Below are 13664 nucleotides of genomic sequence, written 5' to 3'. Positions count from 1 at the left end.
CGACCGCTTCGCGCTCGAACGGGGGCAAGCCCCCTCGCCACAGACTCAGTTCCAACCCGCCCGATCCATCATGCGAATCGCTTCAGCCTGACGCTTGCCAGCGATTTCCACCGGCAAGGTATCGGCAACAAACTTGCCCCAACTTGCCACTTCCGCAGAAGGTGCAACGGCAGGGTTGGCCGGGAATTCCTGGTTAACATCCGCAAAGATCTTCTGCGCCTCAGGCGTGGTCATCCACTCGACCAGGGCCTTGGCTGCTTCCGGGTGCGGCGCATGCTTGGTCAGGCCGATGCCCGACAGGTTGACGTGCACGCCACGGTCGCCCTGGTTCGGCCAGAACAGCTTCACCGCCAGGTCCGGTTTCTGCTTGTGCAAGCGACCGTAGTAGTAGGTGTTGACGATGCCGACGTCGCATTGGCCGGCGTTGATCGCCTCCAGCACCGCGATGTCGTCGGAGAACACGTCGGTGGACAGGTTGCTCACCCAGCCCTTGAGGATCTGCTCGGTTTTATCGGCGCCGTGGACTTCGATCATGGTGGCGGTCAGTGACTGGTTGTAGACCTTCTTCGCCGTGCGCAGGCACAGGCGACCTTCCCAGTTCTTGTCGGCCAGGCCTTCGTACGTGGTCAGTTCACCCGGCTTCACTCGGTCGGTGGAGTAAGCGATGGTCCGCGCACGCAGGCTCAGGCCGGTCCAGGCGTGGGCCGAGGAGCGATATTGCAGCGGGATGTTGGCGTCGATGGTTTTCGAGGTGAAGGGCTGGAGAATGCCCATCTGCTCGGCCTGCCAGAGGTTGCCGGCATCGACGGTGAGCAGCAGGTCGGCGGTGGCGTTTTCGCCCTCGGCCTTGATGCGCTGCATCAGCGGCGCTTCCTTGTCGGTGATGAACTTCACCTGCACACCGGTTTTCGCGGTGTAGGCATCAAACACAGGCTTGATCAGTTCGTCGATGCGCGAGGAGTAGACCACCACCTCGTCGGCGGCCTGGGCGGCGGTGCTGCCGATCAGGGTCAGGGCCAGCGCGGTCAATAGACGCTTGGATGCCAACATGGGAGCGGTCTCTCGATTGAAAAATGAGGCCAAATGATAAGGACTCACATTTGCCAGCTCAATCGAACACTTTGCGGAGGAGTTACCAGATGTTGCACAGGATGCGCGCACACCCCTTGTGGCGAGGGGGCTTGCCCCCGTTCAACCGCGAAGCGGTCGCAAATCGGAATGCAGGGTTTGTCTGAAAAAATGCAGGGGCTGCTTCGCAGCCCAACGGGGGCAAGCCCCCTCGCCACAGGGCCATGCCGACCTCAGGCCTTGGCCAACGCCGGCAAATCCCCGGTCAACCCCAGCGCCTCACGCACAAACAACGCCTTGGCCTCCGGCATCTGCTCGACCATTTTCAACCCGGCATTGCGCAACCAGCGCACCGGCAGCGGATTGGCCTGGAACAACCGTTCAAAGCCTTCCATCGCCGCCATCAACGCCAGGTTGTGCGGCATGCGCCGGCGCTCGTAGCGGCTGAGGACTTTCACATCCGCCAGGCGCTCGCCGCGTTCCGCCGCTTGCAACAGCACTTCAGCCAGCACCGCCGCATCGAGGAAGCCCAGGTTCACGCCCTGCCCGGCCAGCGGGTGAATGGTGTGCGCCGCATCGCCGATCAGCGCCAGGCCTTCGGCCACATAACGCTTGGCATGGCGCTGACGCAGCGGCACGCACAGGCGCGGATCGGCGCTGAGCACCGTGCCCAAACGCCCCTCGAAGGCCCGTTCCAGTTCACGACAGAAACCTTCGTCATCCAGCGCCATCAAGCGTTCGGCTTCGCTCGGCGTGGTCGACCAGACGATCGAACACCAATCCTGCTGACCGTCCCGCTCCAGCGGCAAAAACGCCAGCGGACCGTTATCGGTAAAACGCTGCCAAGCGGTCATCTGATGCGCTTTGGAACTGCGCACGCTGGTCACGATGGCGTGATGCAGATAATCCCACTCCCGGGTGGCGACACCGGTCAACCGGCGAACGGCCGAATTGGCGCCATCCGCCGCGATCACCAACGGCGCACGCAAGGTGCGGCCATCGGCCAGGGTCAGCAGCCAGTCATCGCCGGAGCGGCGCATCTGCTCCAGGCGCGCATTGGCCAGCATCCCGAGGTCGCAGTCGTGCAAGCGGTCGAGCAAGGCGTCCTGCACCACGCGGTTCTCGACGATATGGCCGAGCACCTCGGCATGCACACTGGCGGCCGAGAAGTGGATCTGTCCGGTGCCGCTGCCGTCCCAGACGTGCATGTCGGTGTAGGGGCTGCTGCGCCGATTGGCGATGCCGTCCCAGACGCCGAGGCGTTCAAGAATTCGCTGACTGGCGGCCGACAAGGCGCTCACTCGCGGTTCGAACGGTGCCTGACCATCAAAGGGTTTGACGCTCATCGGGCTGCCGTCCAGCAGCAGGACTTCCAGCCCGCTGTCCTGTAACGCCAGCGCCAGGGCGCTGCCGACCATTCCGGCCCCGACAATCAGCAGATCTGCGCGCATGTCCATGCTTTAAGCCTGTCTCGCTTGCGGCTTGAGCCGCACGTAAAGGGTTTTTTCGACCCGCGCCACCAAGGTGCCGGCGCCGTCGTGAATATCGACCCGCAACTGCGGCAGGTATTTTTCGCCACTGGCCGTCTGCCGGCGGATCTCGTCAAGCAAGGTCTCGTCGATGTTGAAACGGGCGAACACCGGGCCTTTGCCCGGCGCAATGAAATCGATGTCGGCGGCTTTGTCCCAGACGATGTATTGACGCCCGAGGTTTTCCATCAGCATCAGCATGTAGAACGGATCGACCATCGAATACAGGCTGCCACCGAACTGGGTGCCGACGTAATTGCGGTTGTACCAGCCCAGGCCCATCGACACCTTGATGTCCCGGAAGTCATCGCTGATGTGCCGAACCCGTACCCCGGCGCCGAGATACGGCGGGTAAAACGTCATGACCCAGCGCATCAACCGCGCCTTGCCGAATGTTGCAGTCAGCCACTCAAGCATCCGGGCGAGTACCCAAACCCATGGCCTGCCGGGCGAACCAGCGTTTGGCCGGCGGCAACAGATCAAGGCCAAGCAAGCCAATGTTGCGGCCCAGGGACACCAGTGGCTGAGTGCTGCCAAACAAGCGGGTGACCTGGTCGGAGAAACCGACGGTGAGGTTCTGGTCCATGCGCTGGCGTTCGCGATAAGCCTGCAAGGTCGCGAAGTCGCCGGGCCCGGTTTCGCTGGCCAGCAATGCATCGGCCAGGGCCTGGGCATCGCGCAATGACAGGTTGAAACCCTGGCCGGCAATCGGGTGCAGGCTGTGGGCGGCGTTGCCGAGAATCGCCAGATGCGGGCGCACCTGCTCTTCGGCCTCGATCAAGGTCAGCGGGTACAAATGCCGCGCGCCAACCTGTTTCAAGGTCCCTAGGCGATAACCGAACACGCCTTGCAGCTCGCTGAGGAAACTCTTTTCATCGAGGGCGGCCAATCGTTGCGCGTCCATGCCCAGACGGGTCCAGACCAAGGCGCAGCGATTATCTGGCAACGGCAACAAGGCCATCGGGCCTTCGTCGGTGAAACGCTCGAACGCCATGCCGTTATGGGCTTCGCTCGGGGTAATGTTGGCGATCAGCGCACTCTGGTTATACGGGCGCGTCTTGATGCCGATCCCCAGTTGCTCGCGCAGGCCGGAGCGGCCGCCATCGGCGAGCACCGCGAGGTCGCATTCCAGGGTGGTTTCGTCGTTGAGGGTCAGGCGATAGCCGTCGGTCAGCGGTTCCATGCGGGTGACTTCCGCCGGGCAACGCCAGCTGACCACGTCCTTATCCAGGCCTTGCCAGAGGCATTGGCCGAGCCAGGCGTTTTCCACCACATAGCCGAGGGCCGGAACGCCCTCTTCCATCGCCGACAGTCGCGCCGTGGAGAAACGCCCACGGTCGGACACGTGAATCTGCTTGATCGGCTCGGCGCGGCGGGAGATTTCCTGCCACACGCCCAGCCGTTGATAAATCTGCCGGGCGCCGTAGGACAGCGCCGAAGAACGGGCGTCGTAGCTCGGTTGATAGGTGTCACCGGGGGCGAACGGTTCGATCAGCACGATCTTCCAGCCGCGCGCCTTGGCCCCGGCCTGCAAGGCCAACGCCAGACTCGCGCCGACCAGGCCGCCACCGATGATTGCCAGATTGACTCGACTCATGCCGCGTGTGCCCGTGCTTGGGCCATCAAGGCCTCGATTTCAGCGACCGTTTTCGGCACGCCTTGGGTCAGGATTTCACAACCGGTCTTGGTCACTACCACGTCGTCCTCGATGCGCACGCCAATGCCACGCCATTTCTTTGCCACGTTCTGGTTGTCCGGGGCGATGTAGATCCCCGGTTCCACGGTCAGCGCCATGCCGACCTCCAGCACGCGCCACTCGCCGCCGACCTTGTACTCGCCGACGTCATGCACATCCATGCCCAGCCAGTGGCCGGCGCGGTGCATATAGAAAGCTTTATAGGCTTCGCTGGCGATCAACTCGTCGACGTCGCCCTGCAACAGCCCCAGTTTCACCAGCCCGGTCGTAATGACCCGGACCGTGGCTTCGTGGGCCTGATTCCAATGCTTGTTCGGGGCAATCTCGGCGAACGCCGCTTCTTGCGAAGCCAGCACCAACTCGTAGATCGCCTTCTGTTCCGCTGAATACTTGCCGTTGACCGGCCAGGTGCGGGTGATGTCGCTGGCGTAGCAGTCGATCTCGCAACCGGCGTCGATCAGCACCAGGTCGCCGTCCTTGAGCACGGCGTCATTCTGCTGGTAATGCAGGATGCAGCTGTTGCGCCCGGCGGCGACGATCGAGCCGTACGCCGGCATCTTCGCCCCGCCCTTGCGGAACTCGTAATCAAGCTCGGCTTCGAGGCTGAACTCGTGCAAACCGGCGCGGCTGGCCTGCATCGCGCGGATATGCGCCTGTGCGGAAATCCGTGCGGCCTCGCGCATCACCTTCACTTCTGCCGCCGATTTATACAGGCGCATGTCGTGCAGCAGATGATCCAGGGCAACGAATTCGTTCGGTGGCTGGGCGCCAAGGTGCGCTTTAGAGCGGATCACGTTGATCCAGTCCATCAGGTGCCGGTCGAATTCCGGGTTGCTGCCCATGGCCGAATACACCCGGTCGCGCCCTTCGATCAGGCCCGGCAGGATGTCGTCGATGTCAGTGATGGGGAAGGCGTCATCGGCGCCGAAGTCGCGGATCGCGCCTTCCTGCCCGGCGCGCAGGCCGTCCCACAGCTCCCGCTCAACGTTGCGCTCCCGGCAAAACAGCAGGTATTCGCCGTGCTCACGGCCGGGCATCAGGACGATGACGGCTTGTGGCTCGGGGAAACCGCTGAGGTACTGGAAATCGCTGTCCTGGCGATAGACATGCTCAACGTCGCGGTTGCGAATGGCCACCGCGGCGGCGGGCAGGATCGCGATGCTGTTGGGTTCCATCTGCGCCATCAAGGCCTTGCGGCGACGGCTGTATTCCGATTTCGGGATATGAATCATGGGCAGATGGCGTTCCCTGGCAGGCGATTAATGCAACGACGGTTTGGCGGCGGCTTCGTCGGTTTTCTTGGTTTCCGTGAACAGCAACAACGGAGCCACGCGCAGGTACTCCATCACTTCCATGTAATCGCTTTCGCCGTCGTCAGACTCTTCCAGGGCGTCTTGCACCTGGGCGATGGCGGCCAGATCCTGCAACACTTCGGTCGCTTCGGTGGTCAGGGCATATTCACGACGGGTCAGACCGAAGCCAGTCAGGAAGCCCTGGCACCATTGGCCCAGCGCAGCGGCGCGGTCGGCCAGCGGGGCGTCGTCGGTGGGCAGCAGCAGGACAACGGTCATGTCGTCGCCGGTCAGCTCGCCCTTGACCATCTCTTGCAGGCCGATCAGGGCATTGCGAACGTTGTCTTGTGGCTCGCCTTCGAGCAGCTCGGCGGCATCGGCCAGCCAGCTGTCGGCTTCGAAGCCGGCACCGGCGCAACTGCGGCCGAGCAACAGGCCATGCAGTTCGGCAGGCGAGACGTTATGGCCGCTGGAAGTCAGCAGGGTGGCGAAGGCTTGGTACGGGGAATTCTGAATGGGCATGGGCAGCTAGGCGCCAGACGGCGCTATGTCTAGAATGAAGGCCTTGTATCCTACATCGACAGACTCGCCAAGACTATTAAAGGCTGTCCGCCAGCCTGGAGCTGTACGAAACTAGGCGCGCCCGACGCGTCGGCAGTTTCCTACAGAGCCTGCCACCCATCAGACACATATTCAGTGGACACAATGGAAGACACCGATCTGCAAGCGCTGATGGCAAGACTCGAGTTGCTAATTAGCCGAGTCGAGCAACTAAAGAGCCAAAATGGACTCCTATTAGCTCAGGAAAAGACCTGGCGCGAGGAACGCGCTCACCTCATTGAAAAAAACGAAATCGCCCGGCGTAAGGTCGAATCGATGATTTCGCGCCTCAAGGCCCTGGAGCAAGACTCATGAGTTCAAGCAATAGCGTTACCGTGCAGATCCTCGATAAAGAATATTCGATCATTTGCCCCCAGGAAGAGCGCAGCAACCTGGTGAGTGCCGCCCGCTACCTGGACGGCAAGATGCGCGAAATCCGCAGCAGCGGCAAAGTCATCGGCGCCGACCGCATCGCCGTGATGGCCGCGCTGAACATCACCCACGACCTGCTGCACAAGGAAGAACGCCCGGACGTACAGGCCAGCGGCTCGACCCGCGAGCAGGTTCGCGACCTGCTGGATCGCGTCGATCTGGTGCTGGCAACTGATCCGGACGTCACCAAGGGCTGATTCGTGGAATCGCTTGGGGTATACTCGCGTCACTCCCTGGGGTGCTTGCCAGTTGACGATGTCCCTGAGCCGATTCGCACTACCCTGGAAGTTGCACGTTGGGCTGGTGTGCATGTCCGCTAGACGGAAAGCCTTAAAGCCTACTGCTTCTTCCACCTTGAACTTTCGGGTTCAAGGGCTAAGTCAGCAGCGGTTCATCCGGGGAGCCTGATTCCAGTCCGATGCCGGTTTAATTACCGGCATCGGCTTTTTTACGGGTACGCTTTGTGTACCCGCCCTGCCGAAGCCTAATTCATGAACGAACCTGCGCTGCTTCCCCGCCCGCAACTTCGACGCATGCTGCGCAAGGCCCGCCGCGCACTGACACCCAGTCAGCAGCGCCAGGCCGCTCGCGGGCTGTACAAGCAATTGGCCCAGCACCCGCTGTTTCGCCGCGCCAGACATATCTCTCTTTATCTGCCTACAGACGGTGAAATCGATCCGCGTGTTTTGCTGCGTGCCGCTCAACGTCGGGGCAAGGCGACGTATCTGCCGGTGCTCAGCGCCTGGCCGCGAACCAAAATGGTGTTCCAGCGCGTTCGCCCCGGCGACAAATTGAAACCCAACCGTTTCCGTATTCTGGAACCAAGGCACAACCTCGCCCGGCAACGCAAAGTCTGGGCGCTTGATTTAGTGTTGTTGCCATTGGTTGGATTTGACGACGTGGGTGGACGCCTGGGCATGGGCGGCGGCTTCTATGACCGCAGCCTGGCGTATCTGGCGCGGCGCAAAACCTGGCGCAAGCCGACGCTGCTGGGGCTGGCCCATGAATGTCAGAAGGTCGAACGATTGGCTCAAGCGAGCTGGGATGTGCCGTTGCAAGGAACGGTGACAGACAAGGCGTGGTATTTCGCAGGCGCCGCACTGTAGGAGCAAAGCTTGCTCGCGATAGCGGTCCTACAGGCACATGGATGTTGAAGGTGACGCCGTCATCGCGAGCAAGCTTTGCTGCTACGGGTGCGGCGTCCGAAAGACAGAGATCAGCGCTTGAAGGCCGACGGCTGTTGTTGCTGCGCGATTTCGATCGGTGCGTCGGTCTTGTTGTTCCATAGGCTTTGGGCGTAGCCAGTGGTCACGACGCCGAGGCCGAACAAAATAACCAAAATCCATAGTAAATCCGGTTTGCGTTTCATCGATTGCCCCCCAAAGGCATATCAACACGATGACAGCAGCGGTTTCCGTTGTAGGCCGTGCAGCAGCGTAAAGCTTAGAAGGCCGGCATTTTGCGACAACGTGAACCGACACGCAAACACTGGCGTCAACCGACTGTCGGTTTGTCATAAAATTGCCCGACAACTTGCCCACCCCTCTCGCAAGGAGCAAAAACCATGGCCTATTGGCTGATGAAATCCGAGCCCGACGAGCTCTCGATCAAAGACCTTGAGAAGCTTGGCAAAGCGCGCTGGGACGGGGTTCGCAACTACCAGGCGCGCAATTTCCTGCGGGCGATGGCGGTGGGGGACGAGTTCTTCTTCTATCACTCCAGTTGCCCGGAGCCGGGGATTGCCGGGATCGGCCAGATTGTCGAAGCGGCGTACCCGGACCCGACGGCCCTTGAGCCGCAGAGTCATTACTACGATCCGAAGGCCACCCCGGAGAAAAACGCCTGGAGCGCGATTGATGTCGCGCATGTCGAGACGTTTGCCAAAGTGCTGAAGCTGGATTATCTGAAGCAGCAGACGGCGCTGGCCGAGATGCCACTGGTGCAGAAAGGCACTCGGCTGTCGGTGATGCCCGTCACCGCCGAACAATGGGCTGCGGTACTCGGCTTGCGTTAAATAAAGCAGAACTGCCCGGTCATCCTCTTTTCCCTGCTCAATGGGGTTAGGCTTGCGCCTTAGTTGACTGGCATCAAGCCGCTTCGGCGCTCGATCAGCCAGACTAGGACGTTACAGCCGCAGGATGCCCGCATGTCTACGCACAGTCGCTCTTCGATTTTCTTCGCCAGTTCCTTGATGGTTTTACTGCTGGCCGCCGGGGGGTTCGGTTACTGGAAGTCGATGCATGACCGTCTGCCCGAAGGCTTGTATGTCGGCAACGGTCGCCTCGAAGCCACAGAAGTGCAGATCGCCAGCAAAACACCCGGGCGCCTGGCCGAGGTGCTCGTCGATGAGGGCGATAAAGTCACCAAGGGCCAACTGCTGGCCCGCATGGACACCCGCACCCTCGAAGCCCAGCGCAATCAGGCCGAAGCCGAGGTGCTGCGCGCCCGGGAAAACCTCGCCGCGGCCCAGGCCAACGTGCAATTGCGCCAGAGCGAACAACTGCTCGCCCAACAAGAACTCAAGCGTTCCCAGGAACTGTTCAAGCACGGCTTCGTCAGCGGCCAGATCATCGATCAACAACAGGCACGCCTGGACACCGGCAGTGCGGCAGTCGCCGCGTCCCGCGCCCAGGTGTCGGCGGTCGGCGCCGCGATTGGCGCGGCCCAGGCCCAGGTCGCGATGCTGACCAGCGAAATAGATGACAGCAGCTTGCGGGCGTCCATAGACGGGGTGATCCAGTTGCGCATGGCCGAACCGGGCGAAGTGCTCGGCGCCGGCGGACGAGTGCTGCTGCTGATTGATCCGAGCGACCAATACATGAACCTCTACCTCCCGGCCTCCGTCACCGGGCGCGTGGCCGTTGGCGATGACGCGCGCATCCTGCTCGACGCCCTGCCCGACCACCCGGTGCCAGCCAAAATCACTTTCGTCGCCGGCAAATCACAGTTCACGCCCAAAGAAGTCGAAACCCGTGACGAACGCCAGAAACTGGTGTTCCGCGTCAAACTGCGGCTGACCGACCCGAGCGCCCTGCCCCAGGCCAAGCCGGGCATGCCCGGCGCCGGTTATGTGCGCACCGCGCCGATTAGCTGGCCGGCCAACCTGCAATGACCGACCTGGCGCTGCAAGCGACCGGCATCAACCACCGTTACGGCAAACAGCAGGCCCTGGCCGACATCACCTTCAGCCTGCCCGCCGGCACGCGCTGCGGGTTGATTGGCCCGGACGGCGCCGGCAAGTCGAGTTTGCTGGGCCTGATCGCCGGGGTGAAAACCCTGCAACAAGGTCAGCTGGAAGTGCTGGGCGGCTCGATCCAGAACCGTCGCCATCGCAACAGCCTCTACCCACGCATCGCCTTCATGCCGCAAGGCCTGGGCGGCAACCTGTATCCCGAATTGTCGATCAGCGAGAACATCCACTTTTTCGCCACCCTGTTCGGCCTGTCGAAAGCCGAATGCGACCAGCGCATGCACAGCCTGTTGCTGGCCACCGACCTGCTGCGCTTCGCGGACCGCCCGGCCGGCAAGCTCTCCGGTGGTATGAAGCAGAAACTCGGGCTCTGTTGCGCGCTGATCCACGAACCGGACCTGTTGATCCTCGACGAACCCACCACCGGCGTCGATCCCTTGTCCCGACGGCGCTTCTGGGAGCTGGTAGATGATGTGCGCGGCCAACGCCCGCAACTGACGCTGCTGGTCGCCACCGCGTACATGGAAGAGGCCGAGCAATTCGAACATTGCCTGATGCTCGACGGCGGCAAGCTGATCGCCACCGGTCTGAGCAGCGAATTGGCCGCCGCGACTGCCAGCGGCAAACTCGATGAAGCCTTCACCCACTTTCAGGGCGACAGTGGCCACGACAATCAGCCACTGGTGATTCCACCCCGCACCGGCGCCAACACTGACATCGCCATCGAAGCCCACGACCTGACCTTGCGCTTCGGCGATTTCACCGCCGTGGACAAGGTCAGCTTCGCCATCGGTCGCGGGGAGATTTTCGGTTTTCTCGGCTCCAACGGCTGTGGCAAAACCACCACCATGAAAGTCCTCACCGGGCTGATGCCGGCCAGTGAGGGCAGCGCCACATTGCTGGGCAACGCGGTGAACGCCAAGGACCTGGCCACGCGCAAGCGTGTCGGTTTCATGTCCCAGAGTTTCTCGCTGTATGGCGAACTCAGCGTGCGGCAAAACCTCGACTTGCACGCGCGCCTGTTCGATTTGCCCAAGGCCGACAGCGCCCAACGCATCGACGAACTGATCCAGCGCTTCAATCTGGTCAACGTGGCCGATCAACAGTCCGGCGCCCTGCCCCTGGGTTTACGCCAACGATTGTCCCTGGCCGTGGCGGTGCTGCATCGCCCGGAAGTGCTGATCCTCGATGAACCGACTTCCGGCGTCGACCCGGCGGCGCGAGATGACTTCTGGCGGCTGCTGATCGAGTTGTCCCGCGAGCAAGGCGTGACGATTTTCCTGTCCACCCATTTCATGAACGAAGCCCAGCGCTGCGACCGCATTTCGCTGATGCACGCCGGCAAAGTACTGGCCTGCGATACCCCGGCGGCGCTGCAACAGCAGTTCAAGGGCGACACCCTGGAAGCGGCGTTTGTCACCTGCCTGGAGCAGGCCCAGGGCGCTAGCGAAGCACCGACGCCGCAAGTGCCCGCCGACACGCCAGTCGCACCGACAACGCCAATGAAAGAACGTGGTTTCAGCGTCGGCCGCCTGGTAGCCGTGGCCAGTCGTGAAGGCAAGGAATTGCTGCGCGACAAAGTGCGGATGGCGTTCGCCCTGCTGGGGGCGATTTTCATGATGGTGATCTTCGGCTACGGCATTTCCCTGGACGTGGAAAAACTCGCCTTCGCCGTGTTCGACCAGGACCAGACGCCCCAAAGCCGCACGTATCTGGAAGCGTTCCGCAGTTCTCGCTATTTCGCCGAACAATCACCGATCCGCGACAGCAAAGAATTGCATCGACGCCTTCAACGCTCGGAAATCAAACTGGCGCTGGAGATCCCGCCAGGCTTTGGCCGCGACCTGTACGCCGGGCGCCAACCCACCGTCGCCGCCTGGCTGGATGGCGGCATGCCGTTTCGGGCCGAGACCAGCCGCAATTACGTGGAAGCAGTGCATCAAGCCAACCTTGAGCAACTGGCCGAACAGAGCAGCCCCGCGCGCAACCGACCCGCAGCGGCCAAACTGGAAACCCGGTTCCGCTACAACCAGGACGTGGTCAGCGTCAACGCCATCGGCCCCGGGGTGATGGCGCTGATCCTCGCCTTCATCCCGGCCATGCTCACGGCGCTGGGGATCGTGCGCGAGAAGGAGTTGGGTTCGATCACCAACTTCTACGCCACGCCCCTGACCCGACTGGAATTCCTGCTGGGTAAACAGGCGCCCTATCTGGCGATCAGCCTGATCAACCTGGCGGTGCTGGTGGCCATGAACCGCTGGCTGTTTGGCGTGCCGTTCAAGGGCAGCGGCCTGACCCTGGCCTTCGGCGGATTGCTCTACGTACTGGCCACCACCAGCATGGGCCTGCTGATTTCGGCGTTCACCCGAACCCAGATCGCCGCGATCCTCGGCACCATGATCATCACCAGCCTGCCGACCATCCAGTTTTCCGGGCTGATCGTGCCGCGCTCCTCCCTCGAAGGCGCGGCTTCGGTCATGGGGATGCTGTTTCCGGCGGGGTATTTCCTCGATATCGCCGTCGGCACGTTCACCAAAGCACTGGACCTGCGACAGCTATGGCCGCAATGCCTGGCGCTGTTCGGGTTCTTCCTCGGATTCACCGGGCTCAGCCTGGTCATGCTGAAAAAGCAGGAGGCCTGATGCATAAGCTTGCGCATATCTTGCGACTCGGCCTCAAGGAACTGACCAGCCTGCGCCACGACAGCGTGTTGCTGCTGTTTCTGTTCTACGCCTTTACCGTGGCGATCTACATGCCGGCCGCCGGCTCGGTCATCGGCGTGCACAACGCCAGCGTGGCCGTGGTAGACGAAGACCGCAGTCACCTCTCACGGGAATTGACCCAGGCCCTGCAACCACCGGAATTCCAGCGTCCGGTGCTGCTGCCTTATGAGCAACTGGATCAAGTCATGGACAGCGGCCAGTACACGTTTGTGATCAATGTGCCGGTGAATTTCCAGACCGATTTGCTGGCCGGACGCCAACCGGCGGTGCAGGTCAATGTTGACGCCACGGCCATGAGCCAGGCGTTCATGGGCGCGGGTTACATCGGGCGGATTTTCCAGCGCGAACTGCTGAACTACAGTGGCCAGAATGATCCCGCCAGCAAAGCGCCGGCGCTGCTGACCACGCGCTCGCTGTTCAATCCAAATCTGGAAGGTGGCTGGTTTCTGGCGGTGATCCAGATCGTCAACAACATCACCATTCTCGCCATCATCCTCACCGGCACCGCGCTGCTGCGAGAGCGTGAACACGGCACTCTCGACCATTTGCTGGTGCTGCCACTGACCGCACTGGAAATCATGCTGGCAAAAATCTGGAGCAACATGCTGGTGGTGGTGCTGTGCACCTGGATTTCGCTTGAAGTGATCGTCAAAGGCGCGCTGGGCGTGCCGCTGGCCGGTTCAATGACCTTGTTTTTGCTGGTGACAGCGGTTTATCTGTTCGCCAGTACGGCGCTGGGGATCTTTCTCGCGACCCTGGCCCGCTCGACGCCGCAGTTCGGACTGCTGGCCATCCCGGTGATCATCCCGATGTTGCTGCTATCGGGCGGCAGCACGCCGCTCGACAGCATGCCGCAGTGGCTGCAATGGGTGATGCAGGGTTCGCCATCGACGCACTTTGTCAGCTTGAGCGCCGCGATTCTGTTTCGCGACGCCGGGCTGAGCGTGGTCTGGCCGGACTTGCTGGCACTGACCGCCATCGGGCTGGTGTTCTTTGCGATTGCGCTGATGCGGTTTCGCAAGAGTCTGGCGTCCTGACCTTTGGAATGAGGGGCTTTGTGGCGAGGGGGCTTGCCCCCGTTGGGCTGCGAAGCGGCCCCATCCCAAAGAAGCAGGGGGCTGCTGCGCAGTCCGA

14 protein-coding genes and 1 other RNA gene are annotated in these 13664 nt (G+C 62.0%); 8 read left to right on the top strand and 7 right to left on the bottom strand.

The genetic code is table 11. The features are described 5' to 3' along the window. Positions 1–45: 45 nt before the first annotated feature. The 6 genes from ACZ89E_RS24170 to ACZ89E_RS24145 form a co-directional block, all read right to left on the bottom strand. A complete protein-coding gene (locus ACZ89E_RS24170) occupies positions 46–1050 on the bottom strand; it encodes an extracellular solute-binding protein (protein WP_123403965.1) in 1005 nt (334 codons plus the stop codon). 251 nt (positions 1051–1301) lie between these two features. Further along, positions 1302–2519, bottom strand: coding sequence for a 2-octaprenyl-3-methyl-6-methoxy-1,4-benzoquinol hydroxylase (locus ACZ89E_RS24165; RefSeq protein WP_178129181.1), 1218 nt, complete (start codon positions 2517–2519; stop codon positions 1302–1304). 9 nt (positions 2520–2528) lie between these two features. Next, positions 2529–3014 carry a DUF4442 domain-containing protein gene (locus ACZ89E_RS24160; protein WP_476256600.1) on the bottom strand — a complete coding sequence of 162 codons (486 nt, stop codon included), beginning with the start codon at positions 3012–3014 and terminating at the stop codon, positions 2529–2531. Further along, on the bottom strand, positions 3007–4194 hold the full coding sequence (gene ubiH, locus ACZ89E_RS24155) for a 2-octaprenyl-6-methoxyphenyl hydroxylase (RefSeq protein ID WP_149660233.1): 1188 nt from the start codon (positions 4192–4194) through the stop codon (positions 3007–3009). The genes ACZ89E_RS24160 and ubiH overlap by 8 nt, the downstream gene beginning before the upstream one ends. After that, positions 4191–5525, bottom strand: coding sequence for a Xaa-Pro aminopeptidase (gene pepP / locus ACZ89E_RS24150; RefSeq protein ID WP_476256599.1), 1335 nt, complete (start codon positions 5523–5525; stop codon positions 4191–4193). The genes ubiH and pepP overlap by 4 nt, the downstream gene beginning before the upstream one ends. Before the next feature lie 27 nt (positions 5526–5552). Continuing rightward, positions 5553–6107 (bottom strand): YecA/YgfB family protein, encoded by a 555-nt coding sequence (locus tag ACZ89E_RS24145; protein WP_149660231.1) that lies wholly within the window; start codon positions 6105–6107, stop codon positions 5553–5555. A 183-nt stretch (positions 6108–6290) separates the two neighbouring features. Between ACZ89E_RS24145 and ACZ89E_RS24140 the strand changes: the two genes are divergently transcribed. From ACZ89E_RS24140 to ACZ89E_RS24125, 4 genes are all read left to right on the top strand, one after another. Next, positions 6291–6500 (top strand): TIGR02449 family protein, encoded by a 210-nt coding sequence (locus ACZ89E_RS24140; RefSeq protein ID WP_007942437.1) that lies wholly within the window; start codon positions 6291–6293, stop codon positions 6498–6500. Further along, the gene (locus tag ACZ89E_RS24135; protein WP_007942435.1) at positions 6497–6814 is read left to right on the top strand and encodes a cell division protein ZapA; all 318 of its coding nucleotides are present in this window, start codon (positions 6497–6499) and stop codon (positions 6812–6814) included. The genes ACZ89E_RS24140 and ACZ89E_RS24135 overlap by 4 nt, the downstream gene beginning before the upstream one ends. Before the next feature lie 30 nt (positions 6815–6844). Then, a non-coding RNA gene (gene ssrS / locus ACZ89E_RS24130) (6S RNA) lies at positions 6845–7023 on the top strand. A gap of 85 nt (positions 7024–7108) precedes the next feature. Next, complete coding sequence (locus ACZ89E_RS24125; protein ID WP_149660230.1) at positions 7109–7723, top strand: 5-formyltetrahydrofolate cyclo-ligase; 615 nt, start codon at positions 7109–7111, stop codon at positions 7721–7723. Between the two features lie 110 nt (positions 7724–7833). Here ACZ89E_RS24125 and ACZ89E_RS24120 read toward each other — a convergent pair whose 3' ends face one another. After that, positions 7834–7986 (bottom strand): hypothetical protein, encoded by a 153-nt coding sequence (locus tag ACZ89E_RS24120; RefSeq protein ID WP_007942433.1) that lies wholly within the window; start codon positions 7984–7986, stop codon positions 7834–7836. 195 nt (positions 7987–8181) lie between these two features. On the opposite strand from ACZ89E_RS24120, the gene ACZ89E_RS24115 reads away from it, so the two are divergent. The 4 genes from ACZ89E_RS24115 (at position 8182) to ACZ89E_RS24100 (ending at position 13567) form a co-directional block, all read left to right on the top strand. After that, on the top strand, positions 8182–8631 hold the full coding sequence (locus ACZ89E_RS24115) for an EVE domain-containing protein (protein WP_463258798.1): 450 nt from the start codon (positions 8182–8184) through the stop codon (positions 8629–8631). A gap of 132 nt (positions 8632–8763) precedes the next feature. Further along, the gene (locus ACZ89E_RS24110; protein WP_149660228.1) at positions 8764–9729 is read left to right on the top strand and encodes an HlyD family secretion protein; all 966 of its coding nucleotides are present in this window, start codon (positions 8764–8766) and stop codon (positions 9727–9729) included. Next, positions 9726–12449 (top strand): ribosome-associated ATPase/putative transporter RbbA, encoded by a 2724-nt coding sequence (gene rbbA / locus ACZ89E_RS24105; RefSeq protein ID WP_476256598.1) that lies wholly within the window; start codon positions 9726–9728, stop codon positions 12447–12449. The genes ACZ89E_RS24110 and rbbA overlap by 4 nt, the downstream gene beginning before the upstream one ends. After that, positions 12449–13567: an ABC transporter permease gene (locus ACZ89E_RS24100; RefSeq protein WP_149660226.1), complete on the top strand. Its 1119-nt coding sequence runs from the start codon at positions 12449–12451 to the stop codon at positions 13565–13567. The genes rbbA and ACZ89E_RS24100 overlap by 1 nt, the downstream gene beginning before the upstream one ends. The last annotated feature ends 97 nt before the right edge of the window (positions 13568–13664 follow it).

This window comes from Pseudomonas sp. TE3899 (genome assembly GCF_056279105.1).
Note: the sequence above shows the minus strand (reverse complement) of the source record. Positions and strands in the feature narration are given on the sequence as shown.